At 52.7% G+C, this 22,801-nt stretch carries 11 protein-coding genes; 5 read left to right on the top strand and 6 right to left on the bottom strand.

Annotated elements, in window-relative coordinates; translation table 11 throughout:
• Positions 1–12: 12 nt before the first annotated feature.
• The 5 genes from BLQ12_RS22880 to BLQ12_RS22860 are packed head-to-tail and all read left to right on the top strand — an operon-like array spanning position 13 to position 6,727.
• Positions 13–669 (top strand): transglutaminase-like cysteine peptidase, encoded by a 657-nt coding sequence (locus BLQ12_RS22880; protein WP_217640382.1) that lies wholly within the window; start codon positions 13–15, stop codon positions 667–669.
• Positions 666–2,609 (top strand): EAL domain-containing protein, encoded by a 1,944-nt coding sequence (locus BLQ12_RS22875; protein ID WP_092214510.1) that lies wholly within the window; start codon positions 666–668, stop codon positions 2,607–2,609. The genes BLQ12_RS22880 and BLQ12_RS22875 overlap by 4 nt, the downstream gene beginning before the upstream one ends.
• Positions 2,606–4,750: a type I secretion system permease/ATPase gene (locus BLQ12_RS22870; RefSeq protein WP_092214508.1), complete on the top strand. Its 2,145-nt coding sequence runs from the start codon at positions 2,606–2,608 to the stop codon at positions 4,748–4,750. Before BLQ12_RS22875 ends, BLQ12_RS22870 begins: the two co-directional genes overlap by 4 nt.
• Positions 4,751–6,133: an HlyD family type I secretion periplasmic adaptor subunit gene (locus tag BLQ12_RS22865; protein ID WP_092214506.1), complete on the top strand. Its 1,383-nt coding sequence runs from the start codon at positions 4,751–4,753 to the stop codon at positions 6,131–6,133.
• A 3-nt stretch (positions 6,134–6,136) separates the two neighbouring features.
• A complete protein-coding gene (locus tag BLQ12_RS22860) occupies positions 6,137–6,727 on the top strand; it encodes a helix-turn-helix transcriptional regulator (protein WP_092214504.1) in 591 nt (196 codons plus the stop codon).
• 400 nt (positions 6,728–7,127) lie between these two features.
• On the opposite strand, the gene BLQ12_RS22855 is transcribed toward BLQ12_RS22860, so the two are convergent.
• From BLQ12_RS22855 to BLQ12_RS22830, 6 genes are all read right to left on the bottom strand, one after another.
• Positions 7,128–7,739: a hypothetical protein gene (locus BLQ12_RS22855; RefSeq protein WP_092214503.1), complete on the bottom strand. Its 612-nt coding sequence runs from the start codon at positions 7,737–7,739 to the stop codon at positions 7,128–7,130.
• A gap of 476 nt (positions 7,740–8,215) precedes the next feature.
• Positions 8,216–10,606 carry a P-loop ATPase, Sll1717 family gene (locus BLQ12_RS22850; protein WP_092214501.1) on the bottom strand — a complete coding sequence of 797 codons (2,391 nt, stop codon included), beginning with the start codon at positions 10,604–10,606 and terminating at the stop codon, positions 8,216–8,218.
• A gap of 977 nt (positions 10,607–11,583) precedes the next feature.
• Positions 11,584–15,270 (bottom strand): pyruvate carboxylase, encoded by a 3,687-nt coding sequence (locus tag BLQ12_RS22845; protein ID WP_092214499.1) that lies wholly within the window; start codon positions 15,268–15,270, stop codon positions 11,584–11,586.
• Between the two features lie 15 nt (positions 15,271–15,285).
• Positions 15,286–15,978 (bottom strand): biotin--[acetyl-CoA-carboxylase] ligase, encoded by a 693-nt coding sequence (locus BLQ12_RS22840; protein WP_175470017.1) that lies wholly within the window; start codon positions 15,976–15,978, stop codon positions 15,286–15,288.
• Between the two features lie 825 nt (positions 15,979–16,803).
• On the bottom strand, positions 16,804–17,217 hold the full coding sequence (locus BLQ12_RS22835) for a Na-translocating system protein MpsC family protein (RefSeq protein ID WP_092214495.1): 414 nt from the start codon (positions 17,215–17,217) through the stop codon (positions 16,804–16,806).
• Between the two features lie 679 nt (positions 17,218–17,896).
• Positions 17,897–22,801, bottom strand: a 4,905-nt coding sequence (locus BLQ12_RS22830) for an Ig-like domain-containing protein (RefSeq protein WP_139164074.1), incomplete at its 5' end; no start/stop codon positions are given.

Below are 22,801 nucleotides of genomic sequence, written 5' to 3'. Positions count from 1 at the left end.
GTCGGAGACTCAGTGCGTCGAGCCTTTTTCATACTTCTGGTATGTTCACAGCTTGTGGCAGCACGGGAGGCGAATCGTTTCTTTGTGCCCGAAAACGCTGCCGCATCTTACCGGGAGACGTACGGAGAACAGGCTACCCGGAGGCTTGACGGCCTCCTTGTCCTCATGGAAGGCCTTGTCAATGCAGACGAAGAGCAGAAGGTGGCGGAGGTAAACCGGTTCTTCAATCAGGTGGCGTATGCCACGGACCGGGTGGTGTGGGGCCGGGATGATTACTGGGCAAGCCGCCTGGAATTCCTCGGCAAGGGCCGGGGAGACTGTGAAGATTTTGCGGTGGCCAAATACCTGACCATGGTTCAGGTGGGTGTGCCCGAAGACAAGGTGTTCCTCACCTATGTCAAAGCCATCGGCTACCCGGACGCCGCCCATCTCGTCGTGACCTATTACGCCGCGCCCGGCACCGTTCCCCTTGTCCTTGACAACTACAAGAAAACCATCTTGCCCGCCACCGAACGCCGCGACTTGATCCCTGTCTACAGCTTTACCGCCGACGACCTGTACCTCCAGAAACAGCAGGGCCTGGGCAAGCGGATTAACAGGAAACCCTTGAAAAACCAGAAAAAGTTGAAAGCCGTTGACCCGGAAATCCGCGAAAGGGGAAGGTCATGAGTCTTTTCAGACAGATACAGGTATTGATTACCGTGGTCCTTGTCATCATGCTGAGCATCGTGATGAAGATCAATTTTGACAGGGCACGCGATTTTACCGGGGTTCAGCTCTATACCGGAGCCAAAAACACAGCCAACGTCCTGGCCCTGTCCCTGAGCTCGGCTCCTGCCGACGAGGGGTTTATGAAATCGGCGGTCAACGCCATGTTCGACGGGGGCTATTATGAGCGCATCGAGCTTGTCCGGGCAGACGGCAGGTCATCGTACGAAAGGCATGAGACCGTTCGCGTGGAAGGGGTCCCTGCGTTTTTTATTCGATTGGTAAGCCTGGACACGCCGGTGGCCGAAGCCCGGGTGATGAACGGGTGGTCTATTTTCGGCACCCTCAAAGTCAAAGGGCATCCGGGCCATGCCTACATGCGGCTCTGGGACACCTTCAAGCAGCTTTGCCTCACCTTTGTCCTGGTGGGAGGGGCCGCGCTTTTGATCTGCTGGCTTATCCTGAGGTTTCTGATGCGGTCCCTCACGGACATCAGGCATCAGGCCGAAGCCATCAGCAACCACGAGTTCATTATCAACCCCAATCTTCCGGGCACCCCAGAGCTCAAAGAGGTGGTCATGGCCATGAACACCATGGTCGAGAAAGTAAAAGCCATCTTTGACAGGCAGCTTGAAACCATTCGGAATTATCAGGCGCTTCACTTCAAAGACCCGGACACCGGGGTGTACAACCGTTCCTATTTTGTGAAGCAGCTGGGGCATTTTCTTGAAAGCGAGTCCGGGGGTTCTGTGGGGGCGGTTCTTATCCTCAGTCTGGACGGCATCGACCGGGTCGGTCTTTCAGGCGGCCACCCCGTGATGCACCGGTTTTACTGCGGGCTCGTGGAGATGATGGGCGTCGAGGCGGGGCGGGTGCCGGAACATGTGATTGCCCGGTTGTCTCCCCATGAATTCGGGGTGATTTTACCCGGATGCCTCCGTGAAGATGCCCTGGCCATTTCCGATGCCATCATCAAGGGGGCCCATGCGCTGACGTCCGGGCATGTGGAATTTAAAGGTGTGGTCACCTTCTGTGGTGGCCTGGCGACTTATGGGGCCGAGGACCGGGTGGGCAGCCTTCTGTCCAAGGCCGATTACGCCCTGTCCGTTTCCAAGTCCGGGGCCCCCTGGATGGTCAAGCCTTACAGCGGTGGTTCAGCCCCTGGCCTTTCCGGAAAATACGAGTGGAAGCGGATGCTGGAGGATGCCTTTGAGGCCGATCGGTTTCCCGTGGACGCGCAACCCGTCGTGTCTGCTTCCGGTGAGCTTCACCGGGAGGTCTACGTCTCTTTGGTGGATGGCGACGGGGTGTTGCACAAGGCAGGGCAATTCATGCCCATGGTCATCACCCTGGGGTTCGCGGCCCGGCTGGACCGGTACGTCCTTGATGCCACGGCAGCCCAGATTGCACGGAACCGCCACGGAGTATTTGCCGTGAACCTGACCCGTGAGTTTTGCAGGGACCGGGAGTCCTTTTTGTGGCTCAGGCGCTTTTTGTCGTCACACCTTCCTGTGAAAAATCGTCTTGTCTTCGAGTTCCAGGAGGCGACACTCCTGAACTGCCCTGAGATCTGCATGGATCTCGCCGGGCTTTTCCGGGGCATGGGATACGGATTCGGCCTGGACCAGTGCACGGTGCAGGATGCCTCCTTGAACCTGTTGAAAGACTTGAAGCCTGATTACATGAAGGTGGATGCCGACTACCTGGCGGATGCCGGGCAGAACGGGGCGTCGGACGTGGCGCTGAATGCCCTTGCCACCATTGCGGACAGCCTTGGGATACGGCTTGTGGCATCGAAAATTGAAACAGAGGATCAAAAGAAGATGCTGGAGAAAAGAAACATCCGTTTTTTTCAGGGCCGTGCCATCGCCGAGATCGAACCGCTGGGGAGCCCGTCATGAGTTACGACATTTCCACCGACCCGGTGATGCAATGCCTGGTCGTGCTTACGAAGTTGAACAACAAACCCGCATCGGCAGAGGCTTTGGCCCACGGGCTCCCCTTTGACCCCACGGCTGAAAAACAGCGGCTTTTCAGTTTGGACAAGGCCAAGTCCAACGTTTCACGGGCCGCTGCCAAGGCGGGCTTTGAGTCTCGCCTTCAGAAGCGGACCCTGGCTGAAATTCCGTCCGTTGTCCTGCCCGTTATTTTAATGCTTAAAGACGACAAGGCGTGCGTCCTTACAAAGATTTCCCACGGCCGGGGGATTGCCGAGATCATCGTGCCGGAGGTGGACGACACCCCCCGGGAGGTGGATCTTGAGCGTCTGGCAGAGGAGTACCTGGGGTATGTTTTTTTTCTGAAACGGACCTATGAGGGCACATCCGGGGAAGACGAGGAGTTTGGGCGGCCCTCGGACGGTCACTGGTTTTTCGGGACCATGATGCGCTTCAAGGGGATCTACGCCCGGGTCCTTTTGGGCACGCTCCTGGTGAACCTGTTCGTGGTGGCAGGGCCTCTGTTTACCATGAACGTGTATGACAGGATCATCCCCCACAACGCCGTGGAGACCCTGTGGGTCCTGGCCTCGGGGATCAGCCTGGTTTACCTGTTCGACCTTGTGATGAAGAGCATCCGCACCTCCTTTCTTGAGACCGCCGCCAAAAAGAGCGATATCATCCTTTCGTCCATCCTCTTTGAGCAGGCCATGAACCTCAAGTTAAAGGAGAGGCCACGGTCTGTGGGCTCCTTTGCCAACAACATCAAGGATTTTGAGAGCATTCGGTCCTTTTTTACCTCCAGTGCGGTCACCGCGTTCATCGAGGTGCCCTTTGCCGTGCTCTTTATGATCGTTATCTATTCGATCCACCCGGTGATGGCGCGGGTGCCCCTGACCGTCATGGGGATCATTCTCCTGACAAGCCTTTGCCTGAAAAAGCCCATCTACAGGATCGTTGAGAGCACCCATGAAGCCTCGGCCCGTAAAAACGGGATCCTGGTGGAGGCCCTGGCCAACCTGGAGACGATCAAGGCGTTCAACGCGGGCAGCTCCATGCAGTGGCACTGGGAGGAGAGTACCGGGGATATCGCCACAAAAAGCCTGAAATCCCGGGTGATGTCCAACTCCCTGAGTATCTTTTCTGCGTTTCTCACCCAGTTCAGCTCCGTTGCGATTATCGTTGTGGGGGTGTACCTCATCAAGGCAGGGGAGCTCTCCATGGGGGGGCTCATCGCCATCAACATGCTCTCTTCGCGTACCATCGCGCCCATGTCCCAGGTTGTGGCGCTTCTCTCGGGCTTTGAGCAGATGCGGGCCGGGCTGAAGTCCCTTGATGAGTTGATGAACAAAGAGGTGGAACGCCCTCAAAACAAGCAATTTATCCGGCGCCAGGATATCCGGGGTGACATTGAGCTCAAGGATGTGAGCTTTGCCTACCCCGGTGAGCAGATCAATGCCCTGACGGATGTCAGCTTCCGCATCAAGGCCGGGGAGCGGGTGGGCATCATCGGTCAGGTGGGCTCCGGGAAATCCACCATCAGCAAGATTCTCATGGGCTTTTATGAGCAGGACAAGGGCTCGGTGTTCATCGACGGCCTGGATGTCCGGCAGATCGATCCCGTGGACTTGCGCCATCACTTCAGCTATGTGCCCCAGGATGTGGTTCTTTTTTCCGGCACCGTTCGGGACAACATGACCCTGAAATCTCCCCACGCGGATGACCGGGCCATTATCAGGGCCGCAGAGATCGGCAAGGTGAATGCCTTTACGGATCGCCATCCCCTGGGCATGGACCTTCAGGTGGGGGAACGCGGCGCCAGCCTTTCGGGGGGGCAGCGGCAGTCCGTGGCACTGGCACGCTGCTTTATCGATGAGACACCCCTGGTGCTGTTGGATGAGCCCACAAACGCCATGGATTACAACACGGAGCTTCAGGTTATTTCCAACTTAAAGAAGGTGACCCAAGGCAAGACCACGGTCATCATTACCCACAAACCGACGATTTTAGAGGTCGTGGATCGCATTATCGTGATGAACAACGGATCTGTTGCCATGGATGGCCCCAAGGCTGAGGTGCTTGCAAAGCTGGGGGGGGCGCAGTAAATGGCAGAAAAAGAGAGTGTGCAGAAACGCGGCGCAGAACGGCCTTCCCGGTCTTTGTCTGCCACGCGTTACAGCAGCGAAGACATTGAGTTTATGAACAGCTTGAGTGCCGCCGTCCTTGCAGGCACCCCCAAAAAGTCAAATCTTTTCCTGGTGATTATCGCCGTGCTTGTGTTTTCCCTCATCGGGTGGATGAGCGTTGCACGGCTGGATGAGCGGACTCGCGGTGCAGGAAGAGTGATTCCTTCGCGCCAGATTCAGGTGGTGCAGAACCTTGAAGGTGGCATCATCAAAGAGATCAGGGTCAGGGAAGGGGACGCGGTGACCAAAGGGGAGGTGCTGATCAGCATCGACGACACCGGCGTGGGCAGTTCCTATGCGGAGAGCAGCTCCGTTATCAACGAACTCAGGGCCCGCTCTGTCCGTCTGGCTGCGGAGGCAGGTATTTTATCCTTTGACTCGGGTGTGGCTCGGGAAAAGAAGATCAAGGCCCTTCTTATAAAGGAGAAACGCCTTTATGAGACGAATGTCCGCCGGAAGCAAAGTGAAATTGAGGTGATGCGCGAAAGGCTTCGCCAACGGGAGATTGAGCTGGCCGAAGCGCAGATGAATACCCGGATGCTTGAGAGCAGCACCCGCATGATCGCACGGGAGATGGAACTCACCCGCCCCCTTTACACAAAGGGGCTGGTCTCGGAGCTGGAGTTTATCCAGCTCAAGCAGAAATCCCTGGACAGGAACCATGAACTGGAAAGCGCCCGGAAAAAAGTCGAGACCCTCAACTCCCGGATCGTGGAGGCCAAAGAGCAGAACAGCGAGCTTGAGGAACGCTACCGCAGCGAAGCCCAGGAGGAGTACAACAAGGTCATGGCCGAGATCGAGCGCCTGAACCAGGGCCGCCTCGCCATTGAAGACAGGGTTCAACGCACGAGTGTCCGTTCCCCCGTGGACGGAACGGTCAAGCAGATCCTTATCAACACCGTGGGCGGGGTGGTGAAGCCGGGCATGGATATCCTGGAGATTGTTCCCAATGAAGAGTCCCTGGTGGTGGAGGCCAAGATCAAGCCCTCGGACATCGCTTTTCTTTACCCGGGGCTCAAAGCCGTCGTCAAGATCACGGCCTACGATTTTGCCATTTACGGCGGCCTTGACGGGCAGGTGACACACATCAGCGCGGACACCATCACCGATGACCGCAAGGAAGAGTATTACCTGGTCCGCATTGAGACCGACCGGAATTACCTCGGCACCGAAGAGAACAAAAAAGAGATTATTGTTGGAATGACGGCCCAGGTGGACATCATCACCGGCAGCAAAACCGTGATGGCGTACCTGTTGAAACCGATTTTGCGGGCCAAGGAAAATGCGTTGGGGGAGAGATAATTCATGATTTGTGTGTGCAGTACCGATCGCCGGTGGGTGGACTCCCTTGCCGGCCTCCCTCTTGTTGACGATACGCTCGTGCATGTCGCGGGCGTCGGCGAACTCTCCGATATGGAGCCGGGCTCAGTGAGCGTGCTCCTCATCGATTTGAAAAGCTGTGGGGAAGAGGACCTTGCGTCCATCGAGCCCCCCATGATTGCCCTTGCGGAAAGACCGCTTTACGATCAGGGCATGAGGCTTCTGCGGCGCGGGGTCCGCGGCTACGGAAACCGCCACATGCACCGGGACAATCTGGTCCAGGCCGTCACGGCCGTCAAGGGCGGTCAGGTCTGGATGCCCCCTGAGTTTGTGGCGCGGATGATCGCTTCACTCACTCCAGCTGAGCCGGAAAATGCCCTTCCCGAGACCATGGAGCCCTTGAGTAGACGGGAAAAAGAGGTGGCAGGGTTTGTTGCCGAAGGCCTTTCCAACCGGGAAATTGCTGATAAGATGGCCATCACCGTGCGTACGGTAAAGGCTCATCTTACCTCCATTTTTGCCAAAACGGGGTTTCGTGATCGCCTGGAGTTGGCTGTGAAGATGAAGAAGGGGTAAAAGTCAGATTATCCTCGTGATGGCTTAGCGTGCCTCGGGGCCTCGGGCGGGTCGCTTTTTTGAAAAAGGTTCAGCTCCGCCGAGACAAGCCTTAAAAAACGTCTCTAATCAAATGGATTGCCAGGCGGCTCCGATGCGTCGCCTGGAAGGAGTGGAGATACCCAAGGACCAAGATTCAAAATTTAAAGAAGATTGGAATCCTTCATGGTCCCGCCGTTATGTGCGGAAGCGCACGCAAGAAGTATTGGCGCATGAGCAAGGTCAAATAGATAAATTTCGCGCTTCCATCCAGATATTTCTTCTCTCGCGGAACTCCTTTGATCGGCCGAACCGCCAAGGTACGCGATCTGTATGCCAAGTGATGTGGGAGGGCTCTTAAGTGATGGAGGGTCCTATCCCGTTAGAACATCGCTGATGTAATGACAAACCCACCCACCAATGTTGTTCCTGACGCAACTATAAACCCAAGGCAAGTTTTAACTATTCCACCAGCTCTTTTCGCTTTATTTTCATTGTCTGACTTGAGGAATATGGGTAAGGAAATAAAGAGAACGATAATAGCAATAAATATGCAGATTGCTGTAAAAACGATCGATGAGATAACCACTACCAAGTGGATTACCCCACCGCCTAATTCAACAAAAAAAACGCCTTCCTTGATATAATTATCAGAACAATATTTTGCGGCTTCTAAAAGACTTCCATGACTTTCAATTAGAATTTTTTTTAATTCTGATTGAAGAAATTTATTCAGTTTCGCGTTTTGTGTTTCATTAAGCCCAGAGCATGCAATCTCTTCGGAATCTTTTGGGCTAATATAAGTGCAAGTGTTTCTGTCGGCTTTTTGCGATCGCAACTCAACGTCATGCGGGGTTAATAACTCATGCCCATGATTCTCATGTAGCATACCAATATATATAGCTCCACCCCATGCCGACAGGATCATTACCAGCAGCACGATAAAGGGAACTTTCCATTTAGCTTTAAGTGTTGAAATCTGCCTAAATTGCATATCTATTTCCTATGCTCTAACGAGCCCGTAGAAGAAACCTATTCTCAGGAATGTCTCTTCGAGCTGATTTTAAAGTGTACTTATCAGCCGCTATCACGAGACTGTCAAATGGACTGTAAAAAGTTGGCGCGTCATGAATTTTAGTCTTGAGATTTTATGGAAAAGGGTCGCGTCTTGACATTTGACACAACCTCTTTTTATTGCTTCTTGATTTTTTAATTAGCTGATTGAGATCCAACTTTGTACGGGTCGAAAAGATTGAGAAACGCTTGTCAAGCGACATCAGAAATTGCCCCCTTAGCGACACGAAGAATTGACCCCTTTGTCGTTATTGGATTGCAATAAGACCGATATTGCATGAAGGGATTTGCAAGAATGTCCAATGTCAAGACGCGCCCCCTTCTCCCGACCCCTTCTCCATTGCCCCTTCCAGGGGTTATTCCAATACCGGCGCCCCTGAGGTCGGATCTTTAATTTTAATAATATTCTTCAATTAGCAACGCAATTAGGGGATGAAAACAAAAATACTTTCTTTTTTTTGCTTTTGACAATATGGTTCTGATTTTAGTTTCTGGGCTTCGCAGCTTGTTCCAATCAACTGGACTATTGTTTTCCTCAAAAATAATAAACTCAATCCTAAGAAGAAAGTAAATAAATATTTTTTGCTCTTCATCATCAAGCCCCATTTCATTGAGTATTTCTAATAAAATATATATAGGGATCCGTATATTAGTGCTGTTTTCATTTTTTATCTGACTTAAAAGCTCTCCCATGTTAACGTTGAACGGTAACGATAAAAACTCAGCCTCAATAGATTGACCTACGTGTGATGCATATGCTTTTAGAGCTTCTGAGAACATTTTTGTAGATATTTTGTCTTTTCTTAGAGATATTGATAATTGTATCAAATAATTGAATAAATATACATAATCCCTAGGCCTATTATAAACGAATTTCTCAATTTTTTTCATTAATTGATTTATATTAAAATCTTCTGATAAGATATTTGCTATGTGCTCTATTGCATTTTCTTGAAACCGTCGATTTATTAGTTGTACGAGTTGATCTTTTTTCCATTTATAATCAACGATATTAATCTTATCTTTTTCTGTTATTTTATCTTTAAAGAAATGGTATAAATCATTTCTAATAAAAAGATTTATGGTATAATTAGAAACTTTATTTGAAAAAATAGTTGAACAAACTTCATGCAGGTTGAATAAAATAATAGATATTTGTTTCGGATTTTTTTTGATTGATATATTAGAGTCTAAACCATCTATATTAAGGTAGAGATATTGTTCTGATTCTACCAAATATTCAATAACCTCTTTTTTTAGAGTAATAAAATCAGGAGTGTAAAAACGTCTCTGAATATCGGATACACTTAAGTCTTGTTCCTCTCTTATTTTAACAACAATATCAACAAGATTTTCAGTTATTGATTTGTCGCTATTAAGTAGCCAAAAACCCTCATAAAATGTAACAAATCTATCAACGCCAGCTCTTTCATTGGGAAGAAGGTAGGGATTTTCTATATCCGCCTGTATCGCTTTGTAAATTTGCTTTGAAACTACAGATAAGATGATAAATTTCCAGAATGACTCTGAAATTTTGTTTTTGTCGTTGTCGCTGGGAAAATTGCTTATCAGGTCATACACATCATCTAAATTGTATTTATCAAAAAGCTGATGGATAACGATGTCTTTAGAATCACCTCCGTCTCTTTTAAAAACGGAAAAAGCAGCACTTTTGCCAACTCCTTTTCTGCCAGTAATGATATTGTACCCAATTTTATTTAATTCTAAGTATTCTGGGGTTTCGATAAAAGTCTTTTTTAGTAACAGTCTATCGTTTTCGGCAACATGTTCTCCAAGGTTAACTGAGCTTAATTTAGAGACTTCATCCTTGCATAAAGTATCAATATAAGCATTAATTACAGCAAGCTCATTTACATGCTGACTCAAAAATTTGTGCACTTGCTTAGCCGCATCCTTTGAGTTTTTATAGCTATCTATAATTGATATGATATCGGAGGGCTTATCGGCGTGCACAGAATTTATTATTAACACCCTCCGCCCAGTACTGATAGCAACACCGGCAACTAATGCACATTTTAAAAAATGATTTTGATTATCTGTATTGGATGACATTCCAAGATCAATAATTACTATATAAGATTTTTTCACTTGTTTCGCATACCATGATAAAGCATATGTGTCCTCATGTGGATCATCGACAATCAAGTCAATATCATTTTTCATTAATTCATCTTCGATTTTTTCAGAGACTTGCTGGTCATCTGCATTTTTTAAATAGAGCACATGACTTGCCTCTATTTCAGTGCTATCAGTCAATAGATCATGTGTATCAAAACTATAAATTGCCTTGTTATTGTCTTTTTCCCAAAATCTTTTTTTTCGAATTTTTTTTGCAAGTTTTTTATTTTCGTAAGTACCAAAGCCAATCCCGAGCATTGGCCTGAGAAAGCGCTCGACATTTCTGAATGAAAAAGTCTGGTTAACTATCGGATGTATTTTTTTATTTAACCCAATTGAGTAGCCGTATTCGAAAATGACATTGAAGTTTAAATCTGATAACTCAACCAATATTGCTTTGGAAGAAATAATATTTTTACAAATTTCACAAAATATTATTTGATTTTCAATTTCTAAATCTTTTCTCCAAGAAAACCAAGTTGTATCGGTTTTGGCGTTAAGCGTCTCAATAGCAGAATCAAGTTCATTTAAAATATCCATACTTCGACTTGAAAAGGCAGAAAAAACTTTATCTTGTTCTCGGAATTCAGAGACCCCATTGGGGCAAATTCCTTCACTCAACTGGCAATATTTTTTAGGTGAAATCATGTTTTCATCCCTTGCTATTACTTTTTGAGAGGATTTGTTTTTTATTACTGATGAGGACGAAGTTGTTCGGCATAGTAAAAACTTCAAAGTTTACTATATTCAAGTTGGTCTTGGATCATCAAATGTCGATTGTAATATGAGCAATGCTGTCCCAAAATCTTATATTTTCGATTTGTTTGACAGTCTTGCGTCATGGCGTTGGTGTTTGTTTATGTTAACATTGTTGTTTCTGAGATCGCAAATCGTTCTTTTGGGTATTCATCTGTACGTTCAACTCAAAGGCGACTATCTGTTAAGCATCGGATCTATTAAATTCTTACTCTTTGAATTGAATAATTGCAAGAAGGTATTTGTGTGGCCTGACCTTTTGCTACAACGAGGTGCTTGAAATCAAAATTGTTTGCGAGATCAAAGCCTTTCAAACAAAAAACGGCGCGCCTGCTAACCGTGCTGACGGAGGTGTCGCTCCACTCCATCAATTCATAAGAAATACGCACTGGCAGTTCAGGAATCAGTGGATTTTCCACTGCGAATGCCTACGAATCGGCTCTTTGCAGGTCGCGGCCCAAATGATGATTAAGGCCGCTAAAAATAACAAAAGCCGTCCCATGCAACCATGGGACGGCTTTTTAGTCCGTCGCTACCCGAGCCGCACTGGAGTGCGGCGCTCCAGAGGACAAGGGTGCTTGGGGGAATGTGAACAGACCTGTGGCCTTACGATGACCAAGGTCGACGTTTGATAGAAAGGCGGGTGCGCTATGACCCGAGGAATCCGCCTAAGCCCATGTCGATGCGTCCCCATTCGACCATCATCAATGGGCTACGGCGCGACAGGCAAGGGTCAAAGCGCACTCGCAATCTGCTTTCAAGGTGTTTTCGCTACTGTGGCTTGGCCACCCTCGCCGCCGGAGGCAGCTTTTCAAGAGCTAAACAGTTACATTGCATTTTGCATTTTTGACATATCAGGGTCAGGGTGATCAGCTCAACTTATGCCCGCATGCAGGACAGAATTTGAATCCGTCTCCGGTCACGGGTTCCGAACAGTTGGGGCAGGTACTCTGCACAGGGCCAAGTTCGACGATGAGCTCTCCCTCCCGCACCGGCACCATTTTTTTGTCTTCTTTGTAGTCGGCGTATTTGACGATTCGTTTGACCACGCCGTCCATGGGGGAGAGAACCGCCTTTTCCTGTTTCATGATGGTGATGTTGAAGAGTTCTTCCCCTTTTTTGACAATGTCTCCGGGGAGGACGTAGACGATCCACAAGTCGCCGTTGGTGGGGGAGGCGACCTGGGCCGGGTTGGCTTTGTCGGCCATCTCCACGGCGCCTGCCTTGCCGTTGACGGCTTCACCGACCTTCACCGGATAGCTGTAGGTTTCGGCATCCAGGGTGTAGCGCACAAAGCTCAGGCCCTGGTCATCGGGCTCGGAGATGTCGATGACGGACATCTGGTGGGGTTTGCCGTCGCTGTCTTTGAAGTTCAGCTCTGATCCCACCTTGAGGCCCTCAAACCAGATGTCCAGGGGGAGCCTGTTGGGGTTGCCGAACTGTTGCCGGAACCGCATGGTTTTCAAGGCATCTCCGGGGTGGTTGAGGTACATGACCAGCTCATCCCTGGAGGGGTTTCGCTTCAGGTGTGCCTTTAGCTGCCGGGTCTCTTCCTCGATATCGATGTCCGCAATGGACGCCAGGGGGGACTCTTCGGTGCGTTGCTCCAGGGCCTCCTTGAAGTTGGCTCCGAAGGCGCTTTCATACACCCAGTCCGGCGGGAACCCCAGGGGCAGGCGGCCAAAGCGTCCTGACAAGAGGTTACGGAACGCGTCGTTGCTTTCCCGGTAGAGTATCAGGCGCTCTTTTTTGTACACCGCGTCGACCTCATTTTCGGGGACCCCGGCCACGGCATCCATGATATCGATGAGATGCCGCACTTCTGCTTCGCCACCCCGCTTGAATGCAGCGGTCACCGCCAGGAAGGAGGTGTTCCATGTGATCTGGGATCCCGGCGTCACGTCGTGGTAGCGCACGATCTTGCGGGTCCCAGCAAGGAAGCGGAGCATGTAGGGCAGAAGGTGGATGTAGCCCTGCTGTTTGGCCCCTTCCTGGGAGGAGGAGGTGGCACCGCCCGGCATGGCGTGGGAGACGACGTCATGGTCGATTCCCTGGAAGTAGGGGGCGGTGTATCGGTCATAATACGGCATGATCTGTTTGAGGACAAAGCCGGTATCACGGATCATCTCTTTGTTAAGATTGGTTTTCAGGCCCAGCTCGCCTTCCATGTAGGCGGCCGTGGACAGGACCTCTCCCTGGCCATACCACCGCACTGCGGCGCCGATGCCGGTATCGACGATATGGGCTCCGGCAAGGGCTGCCTCGCCCACAGCGGGGACAAACAGGCCGTCGGTGCAATGCCTGTGGTAATGGATCACCAACTCGGGGTACCGCTCTTTGATGGTTGTAACGAGTTGCCGCATGAACCTGGGCGGGCACACACCGGCCATGTCCTTTAAGCCGATGATGAAGCTCCTCACCGCCTGGGCCTTGGTCAGGCCGCTGACGGAGGAGACCATGGAGATGATCTCTTCAAGGACGTTCATGTAGTGGGGAACGTCGAACCCTTTGGCCCAGGAGAGAGAAATAGCGGGCTCGAATACATTGCCCGGGGAGTTCATGACCACCTCGGCAATGGGGCGCATATTTTCCACATGGTTCAGGAAATCAAAGCAGCGCACCACATCAAAGTCCTCGCAAATCATTTCGCCTGTCAGCCGCATGAGTTTGGGGGGCTGGGGCTTGTACCCGAGGAGGTTCGTGGACCGGACCAGGATCTGCTTGGGGGTCTTGGGGGCAAAGCGGTTCCACTCCCGGGCTTCGTTGAACGGGTAGGTCATGTTGGCCAGCATGGCGACGTGGAAGTGGGCGCCGCCTCCGTTCTCCAGGGAGAAGAAACCGCACTCGTCAAGGTAAGGCCCCACGATCATGTCTTCGGCAAGGCGGAACCGGTTGCCGCTGTTGGACTGGGTGATGTCCCGGGCCGTTGTGTCCGTGAAGTGAACATGATCGGTGTCCCTGACGTAATCCAGCAGGGCCTTTCGGTCACACCTCGGATAGGGGGAGGGGGCATTGCCGGGCCTGACCTCCGGCAACACCGGTGTGAAGCTTCCAAGGCGCTTGTCTTCTCGCCCTCTGTAGTCTCCCAGCTCGACAAAGGGGTTGTGTCCGAAGGCCGAGATTTCGGCCACAAGTCGGCTCAGCCTGACAGATTCCTGCTCATTGTCTTTGTAGTGGAGCAGCTCCGGCGTGTTCAGCACAAATTTGGTGTCACACTCTCCGGCCTTGAACGTGGGATGGTTGATGATGTTGGCGTGGAAGGGCAGGGTGGTTTTGAGTCCGCCCACGATATACTCGGTGAGGGCGCGGTTCATCACCTCCAGGGTCTTGGGCCAGCTCTGGCCGTAGGCGATGAGCAGTGCCGCCGCAGAGTCATACTGGGAAGGAAACTCATAGCCGGATGAGATGCAGGAGTCCAGGCGGATGGACGGGCCTCCCGGGGAGATGTACCGGGTGATCTTTCCGGCGTTGGGTGCAAAGTTATCCTGGGGATCCTCACAGTTGACCCGAAGCTGCATGGCGTAGTTGTTGGGTTTGCACGTCTCGTCATTCAATCGCAGGGGGGCCCCGAAGGCCACGGCGATTTGCTCTTCCACCAGGTCGACCCCATATCGGCATTCGGTGATCCCGTGCTCCACCTGAAGGCGGGTGTTGACCTCGATGAGGTGGGGAGTACCGTCGGCATCCAGCAGGAACTCCACCGTTGCCAGTGAGTGATAGCCGATTTCCCGGACCAGCTTTCGGGCGTACTCTTTGAGCTGGCTTCGAATATCAGGGGTCATCCCGGCCCAGGGGGAAGGGGTGATCTCAATGAGCTTCTGGTGATTTCGCTGGACCGTACAGTCCCGCTCGTCAAAGGCGAAGACGTTTCCGTATTTGTCCGCGATCACCTGGATCTCGATATGGCGCACTTGGGTCAACATTTTTTCTACAAACAGGCGGGGGTTGCCAAAGGTCGCGTGGGCAAGGGCAGTGGCCTTTTCGAAGGCGCTGTCAAGCTGGTCCTCACGGGTGATCTCATAGATTCCCCGGCCCCCGCCGCCGCCTTCCGCCTTGAGCATGACGGGCAGCCCGATTTTTTTGACGATGCTTTTCGCCTCTTCGATGGTCACGGCGCCGTCGGAGCCGGGCACAATGGGAACACCCAGTTCCCGGGCGAGTTTCCGCACCGCCACCTTGTTGCCGAGAAGGCGCATGGCATCGGTTTCAGGACCGATAAAAAGGATGTCCGCCTGGGCGCATTTTTTAGGGAAGATGTCATCTTCCGAGGCAAAGCCCCAGCCGGGGTGAATCGCGGTGATGTTTCTCGCCTTGGCTTCTGCGATGATCTGATCGATATTGAGATAGGCCCTGGGGTTTTCACCCAACAGAATGAGCTCCTGGGCGCCGGCGGTAAAGGGGGCGGTCTTATCCACATCCGTTGCCGTTACCACCGGGATGGCTCCGAGCTCCCGTATGGAACGCGCGATGCGCCTGGCCGTGATCCCCCGGTTTGCCACCAATATCTTCATGCCTTTCAACTCTTGAACAACCTGCTTAAATGTTGCTTCTTTCAACGTGATTCTCCTTTTCTATGTCAAACATACAATAGGGTAGATGCTTGCTGACCGGACGACGGTTGTTCCGCTGCGTGTAAGCAGCTTCAAGCCGCCGTTGGATGATAAACCGAGTATCTTGGCTTCATAAGGTGGGTTTGCATAATCTTCGACCCGTACCTTGTCTCCCGCAAATGCCAGATGTGAGTGGAGCCTTGCCATAAGCGCCGGAAGATCGGATGCGGTGACCGTATTCAAAATATCCCGTATAGTCGTTACGAGGTGCCGCCAGAGGGGGAGGGGGGACAGGTCCCCATGGCCAACGTCCTTCAAGCACGCAGCGGCAAGGGCGTTGTCGCTGCGAAGCTTTTCTTCGGGCGGGCTTGAAGTCAGGTTGATGCCGACGCCGACCATCCTTACGCCTCCCTTTTCTTCGATGAGGATTCCCCCCACTTTTTTGTTGCCCATGACCAGGTCGTTGGGCCATTTCAGCTTCACTGTCACGCCTTTGGCCCCAAGGGCTGTGACCAGCGCATACCCCACAAGCAGCGGGAGGCAGTCTTCTTCCAACAATGCCGATGAGGGCAGGCGCATTGTTCCGTAGATATTACCCGCCGGTGAATGCCACTGCCTTCCCAGCTGACCCTTGCCGGCCCACTGGCTTTCTGCCAGCACCGATACCCATTCGGGCAACAGGTTTTTCCGGTGGAAACACCACGCCAGCTTCATGCTGGAGGCACAGGGGCCGGTCACAAACACAGGCAGGTTTTCGCCTTTTCCTGATACCCAGCATCTGCTTCGGGGGCCTTCCGAAACGAGGCATGCCGGTCTCCAGTGCAAGGGGGACTCAACATCCGGCCCGCAGACACGGGACATGTCCCGCAATTGACCGGGGCCGACCCCTTCGGCAACATCCTCTATGCCGGTACCCCACAAAATTGTATCGGCCATTGGTTAACCTTCCCGTTTCGTTTATCCCGAATATTTCATGAGAAAACGATTGAACTGAAGCAATAAAGCGTTATTGCAGGTGGTTACTGTGAAAAATTAAAGCATTTTTAAAATACAAAATGTAATTCACGGTTTTCTGCTCGATTTTCTCACCCTTCGGGCGAGGGAGCCATGTATTCAGCGGTCCAAGGTGCGCGAGGGGTTTTCCTGCACGTCAGGGCCACCCGCTATGTGTTGAGAGGAGCCTGGGGGAATCATTCTGCCTCCATGTTCTGTTGGGCTCATTCTCCAATTATTCCATTTATTTGAAGCTTCCACAAGCCCCCCGGTAAAGTAAAGGGCCTTTGATTTACGCACAAAAAAAGGCCAACAGCGATTACACTGTTGGCCTATTCAAAGCTGATCTCCTTAAAAGAAGGTATGATCCTCTTATTGTCTACCAAACTACCTTTAAATTTTATTGACGCCGAGCATATTGAAGATCAATTCAGGTGTCAATTATTATTTGTCTGCATGGCCGGAGGCCCCATGGACCCTTAATCCGCGTGAGTTACGTCAGTGGGCGCCTGTCATCGCAGTTCTTTTATTTATATACTGAAACCATCAGCTGTAAGAAAACTTTTCTTCCACATCCTGCTCAAATGTAATGACAATAATCCGTTCTCCCGCTTTGGTGCTGATGTCTGTATGAAAGCTAACCACATTGATGCCGGTAATGCCGGTGATGACATCCCCCAGAATGTCGCAGGAATTTTCCAGAAGTTTAGCCCGGACCTGCTTGATGAGCTGCGTACCGGCGTCATCCGTTGCAAGATGTCGCTCAGCCGGTGTCAATACGCCTTTCAGGCGAATCAGCACCATGTCCTCAATGATATGGCTCCTCACATCCACCGGACCGCGTCCCATATGCTCTTTTTCAAACGTGAGCAGCGCACTGCTTATTTCAGCCTCCACCTGTCCCTTGCTTTTCTTTTGAGCCGTGCGCGTTCGTTTCTTAATAACCTCTGGTTTATTCATCGTCATCCTGCTGCTGGTTGGTGTTTTCAAAAGCACCACAATACTATAGGGGCTGGCGGCAGGTCAATGTTCAGGGGCCCGGGGCATCCGTTATAACGAAAGGCACATTGAGCATGTGTGCCATGATGTCTCAAGAGGGGGCAGGGGGGCTCCCCAAGTTCGACAGTTTCACCAGATAAGAGTGGATAACTTTTTATAAATATTAACGATTCATCACGCTAACCCGGATCTTTTATGAGAAAACGGGCTGAGTGTGACAATGATGAGTTATTACAATCGCTTATTGATAGAAAGTTGGATGTTTTAAAAATACAAAATGTAATTCACGGCTTTCTGCTCGATTTTCTAAACCTTCGGCCCGTGAAATATCCGGGCTAAGCGAGACGCACTGAAACGGAGCGCCGCACTCCTGTGCGGCTTTTTAGTCCGTTGTTACCTATGCCGCACCGGAGTGCGGCGCTCCAGGGATCAAGGGGAACTAAATGGTGATGAAAACACGCTGATGGTCGAAACGATGACCAAGGCCAAAAAGAAAGGGTATTGGCGCCTTTAGGCGCAGAAATAGACCGCTTTGAGCGGTTAACATTCAAGCCTCCTGTTCGACGGGAGGTTATGTCTCCGGTGGGCCGTTTTTGAAATAACGACCCACCGGAGACACGTTGGACAGGTGCGGCCTTTATTAGATGGCCGTGCCGTCGTCGGTGAAGATGGGGATGTGCTTGTCCGCATCGTCCACGGAGACGATCTGTACCTGGGTACCGTCGGTGTTGGAGAAGAGCCCGTTGCCGTCGTGTGTCCACCCGTCACCGGAGTTGGAGAGATCCACGGTGACCTGGTCGCCGTCGCCGCCCGAGACGTGGAGCACGTTTTCCGGTCCGGTCATGTCCAGCACATTCTCCAAGGTGAGGGAGACGGTTTGGGCATTGTCCGAGGTCAGGTCCAGGGCTTCGATGTTGGTGACCGAATCCTTGGTAAGGGTGCTGAAATCCAGGACGTCCTGGGAGATTTTCAGGGTGTCGGTGCCTTCCCCGCCGTCGATAAGCGTGTCCTGGGTATCAAAGACAATGGTGTCGTCTCCTCCGCCCCCATAGATTGTGTCGTGGCCCTGCCCGCCGTCGAGGATTTCGTCGGCGTCATTTCCGCTCAGCACATCGTCTCCTTCGTTGCCGTAGAGATGGACAGGGGCGTTGTCGGTGGTGCCGTCTATGGTGAGGTGGCTTGTGTTGCCCTGGTGGTCATAGGTCCCGGAGACCTCGGTGCCATCGCTTAAAGAGACGGTGATGCCGACATCCTGTTTGCCGAAAGCATTGCCTTTGTCATTTATGTTATGACTTAGGAAATCCGTGTCGATACCAAACCGGAATTCGTCCTGTGAGGTAAAGGTCCCCGGTTCGAAGGTGATGGTCATTTTTGAATGATCATCGGAAAACGAAAAGTTCACGTCGCTGGATGAGATCCCCCTGGTCTCATCTCCAATAAACGGACCGTAACTATCGAAATCATAGTAGTCGGATGGATCAAACACCGCATTCAAATCGCCTCCGGCACTCAGGTCGATAGTCACGGCCAGAATGGACAGGGAGGTATTGCTCGTAAACTGGATGCCCATTTGATTTGATGAATCACCGGTCCAGCCCCTTTCGACATCAGCCTGGATAGAAAACGTACCGGAATTGGACCTTGTGTTCACAAGGATATCGTCGCCGATGGTACCGTAAAGGTTCGCATTATCCTCCACCACAACCTCGACCTTGGCCGTGTCCGAGACGTCCCCCGAAGAGATGTCGTAGGTGAAGGCGTCGCCGTCGGAAAGGTCGTGCAGGGTCACCTGATCGGATGACTGGGTCAGCTGGGTACTGCCTTCGGCATGGATGCTTCCGTCATCGATACTGTTTGCCCCTGAGTCGTTTGCCAGAAGGGCGGAAAAATCGATGGCGAGGTCATCCCCCAGGGCCGCGTTGGTGATGATGGTGTCGTGGTTGGCATCAATGGCGGCCACGTAGTCCAGATTGATGATGAGGTCCACGGACGTGGTGTCGCCGTCGCCGTCTACGGCTGTGAGGACAAAGACTTCCTGCTCTCCGGAGACCGTGTCGTGGGGGTTGATGGTGTAGAAGTACTCACCGGTTTCGAAGTTGATGTCGATGATCCCGCCTCGGGCCGTGGTGATGCTTTCCGTGGGTGAACCGGACGGATCGTAGGTGTGAAGCTGCCCGTCTACCAGGATAGACTGGAGGTGCCCGCCGTCTGCGCCCAGGTGGATGCCGTCGTTGCCTTCGGTGGTCAGGAGGGTCGCATCGCCCTTGACGATTCCTTCGGATACCGTCTCAAGCAAGGTCTGCTTGAGGTCGAAGGCGTTGTGGACCTGGACCACGTGTGGGTCGGGGTCGTTCGGGTCCGCAGGGTTGGGCCAGGCGATGGGGTTCAGGGCTTCCAGCGTTGAATCTTCGGTAATTCCGATTCCAAAGACCGTATCGATAGAGCTTCCTTCGCCCTGGAGGAAGTTTTCCCATTCGGTCTGGTCGCACTCATCGCCCCGGTTGGGCTCTCCATCAGAGATGAAGTAGAGCAGTGTGCTGTCTGCCTCGGGGGGATCGAAATCGTGCCTTACCGTGTCCAGCGCGCCGTCATAGTCGGTGCCGCCCCAGGCATGGATATCGTTCAGGTACGTGTTGGCCCCGGTTTTATCGTCCATGAACCAGTCGGATTTCACGGCTGAGTTTTCAAATCGGACAAACTGAATGTTGACATTCCCGAGGTTGTCGTAGGAATCGAACATGGCGGCAAGGGCATCCTTTGCGATATCCATGCGAACGTTGTTCGGGTCAAAGTCCGGAGAATTTTCGCGGTTCCCATCCATGTCGAAGGCCATACTGCCGGATCGGTCCAGCACTATAATAAGGTTGGTGGTCTTTACGTCCGCCGCGTCTTCATGGATATCTGCCGTTACGGTCTCACCTGTCGGGGCGTCGTCCTGGATGTTTACCGCAAGGGAGCCGGTCAGTTGTTCTCCGTCGGAATCCGAGATTGTGTAGCTTATGGTGTCCACCACATCGTCGCCCTGGGACGGGTGCTCCAGGGTGTATTCGTAATCACCGGCTCGGTGAAGACCGTCGGATTCGGTGTATACCGTGATGGTTCCGTGGTCCGTCTGAATACTCAGCTGGCCGCCGGATGCCTCCGTGTCGCTGTGGGCTCCGCTGGTGATGCTTGAGATGAAGGCATCGCCGTCCACACCCATGTCGTTGTCCAACAGGTTACCGGTAACGGTCTCTGAATCGGTGGTTGCCTCGGTTCCTTCGGGCAGGCCTGCCTCGTGGGCAACGGCGCTGTCGGCGACCGTAGACAGGTTATCATGGCGGATGGTGACGGAAGCCGTGGAGCTGTCGCCGTCCGAGTCGGTGATGGTGTAGTCAAAGCTGTCTTCGAGGTTCCACCAGTGGGGATGCCAGTGCTCTGAGGACGTGTAGGTGTAGCTTCCGTCCTGATGGATTTGCAGCGTGCCGTGGTCTCCCACAATCGTATTGTTTGTGACTATATCCGATCCATTCATCAGGGAGCCGTCCTCGGCAAAGGTATAGGTCGTCCCGTCAAAGGAAATGGACGAGAGGGTGACGTCATCCGCATCCACCTCGTCTGCGCCCATGTCTTCGCCTCCTTCACCCAGGATGACATTGCCGGTGGCCGTGCCCCTGAAGCCGACACTGTCCGTGTCATCCACGGCAACGGGAGCAGAGTCCATGACGTAAATTTCCAGGGATGAGGAGGTTGACGCCGAAGCGCCGCCGTCCCCTTCCGTGGACGTTGCTGTGGCCGTCAGCGTATAGGATTCACCAAAGCCTCCTGCGTTGGCATAGGCGGTGATGGTCAGGTTCGACAGGTCCCAGTCGGTGACGTTCATCTCGTGGAGATCGTCCGTGGCGGTAAAGGTGTGGGTTCCGTCGGAGAGAATCGCACCCGTGGGGATACCTGAGAGCACAATGGAGGTGATGGACTCCGACCCGTCCGTGTCCGTCGGTTGTGCCCCAAGGGTAATGGAGACCGGGTCGCCTTCCATACCGACAAGGTCGAAGCTTGACTGATTGGACTCATAGGTGTGGATCTGGGAGATCTCTTCGTCCGTCAATACCCTGTCGTACACACGGATGTCATCGAGCTGGCCTTCCAGGTACGTGTGGGTGCCGTCGGAGCCGAAGGTCGCACCGAACCCGCTGAGGTCCATGCCATCCCTGATGCCGGGTTCTGTTACTCTGGTGTCCTCAAGGATACCGTCGACGTACATCTTGGTCTCACCGGTTTCATGATCCCGGGTCATGACCACATGGTGCCACTCCCCGTCGTTTACGGCCGTGGTGGACCCGGCTCCGGTGCTGTCCCCAACCCCCATGTTGATCTGTCCGTCGTCGTCGATCCATCCCCATTGGATATCGTCTGTCCCGCCGTGTTTCTCAGATCCGATGATACTCGGAGAGTTCCACCCAATGGTGTTGGTCCCGTCTCCTCCCGTATACCCGTCCGGGAGCTTGACCCAGACAGAAAGAGTCGCGGTGCCGGAAAGCGGCTCGGTGTAATCCCCGGAGACATCCACGTAGTCCCCGTCACCGTCCAGGACCAGGGCACCGTTGTTGTGGTCCGATCCTGCAGAGTGCGCACCACCGGTCAGGGTGCCTTCCTGGTCATTCACAAGGTCGTGGGTTGTTCCTCCAGGGGTACCATTTTCCTCAAAGACCCAATGTCCCACCAGTCCGTCACTCACCACATTGTCGCTGCTGACCTGAAAATCGATCACAGGCACATCCGCAACCGGCGTTACCGTAACATGGAGAGATTCTGTGACAGTTGCTGTATCTCCTCCGATTTCCGTGGCCGTAGCCGTAACCGTCAGGTCAAAATCTACATCACTGTCGGCCGGGGGCTTGATGGTAAGGCCGTCAAGCTGGTCCTGGGTCAGGGTCCATGTGCCGTCCCCGTTGTTGGTTCCTGCGCTGAGAATGGCGCCGTCAGGCACATCCCCGATGGTGATGGCAGACAGGGTCTCGCTGCCGTCGGTATCGGTGAGGGCGGCAGAGATGTCCAGAGGAATCTCTGTGTCCTCATTGCCTGTGACATCGGTTGTCTCCATGGACGGTGCGCTTGCCGTGGTGTCGACGGTGTGGGTGGATTCAGTAGAGGCGGTAAAGGGATTACCAGCGTCATCGCTACCGGTGACTGTGACGGTAAAGTCGGTGTCTGCGGCGAGATCGGAGCCCGCCACGTCCACGGTAAAAGTGCCGTCTGTGTTGACCGTGCCCTGGTAGTCCTTGCCGTTGACGGTAAAGGTGACCTCGTCGCCTTCGGCGGCGTCTCCACCGACGGTACCGGTGACTTCGATGGTGCTTCCCATTTCCACGGCATTGATGACATCGTCGTTGGTGATGGGGTTGACAGCAATGGTGGCTGAAGCGTCGGTGTCAACGGTGTAGGTGGCCTCGGCGCTCTGGGTAAAGGGGTTCCCTGCCTCATCGGTGCCGGTCACCGTGGCGGTGAACTTGGTGCCCGCAGCCAGGTCGGAGCCGGCCACGTCCACGGCAAAGGTGCCGCCGGC

The sequence above is a fragment of the Desulfoluna spongiiphila genome, assembly GCF_900101345.1.
In the GTDB taxonomy this organism is placed as follows: Bacteria; Desulfobacterota; Desulfobacteria; order Desulfobacterales; family Desulfolunaceae; genus Desulfoluna; species Desulfoluna spongiiphila.
This window is presented reverse-complemented; position numbering and strand designations above follow the sequence as displayed.

Bases quoted from the DNA above. Each gene is read 5' to 3' on its own strand.
- BLQ12_RS22875 (WP_092214510.1), top strand. From the start codon at position 666: ATGAGTCTTTTCAGACAGATACAGGTATTGATTACCGTGGTCCTTGTC.
- BLQ12_RS22870 (WP_092214508.1), top strand. From the start codon at position 2,606: ATGAGTTACGACATTTCCACCGACCCGGTGATGCAATGCCTGGTCGTG.
- BLQ12_RS22865 (WP_092214506.1), top strand. From the start codon at position 4,751: ATGGCAGAAAAAGAGAGTGTGCAGAAACGCGGCGCAGAACGGCCTTCC.
- BLQ12_RS22860 (WP_092214504.1), top strand. From the start codon at position 6,137: ATGATTTGTGTGTGCAGTACCGATCGCCGGTGGGTGGACTCCCTTGCC.
- BLQ12_RS22855 (WP_092214503.1), bottom strand. From the start codon at position 7,739: ATGCAATTTAGGCAGATTTCAACACTTAAAGCTAAATGGAAAGTTCCC.
- BLQ12_RS22850 (WP_092214501.1), bottom strand. From the start codon at position 10,606: ATGATTTCACCTAAAAAATATTGCCAGTTGAGTGAAGGAATTTGCCCC.
- BLQ12_RS22840 (WP_175470017.1), bottom strand. From the start codon at position 15,978: ATGAAGCTGGCGTGGTGTTTCCACCGGAAAAACCTGTTGCCCGAATGG.
- BLQ12_RS22835 (WP_092214495.1), bottom strand. From the start codon at position 17,217: ATGAATAAACCAGAGGTTATTAAGAAACGAACGCGCACGGCTCAAAAG.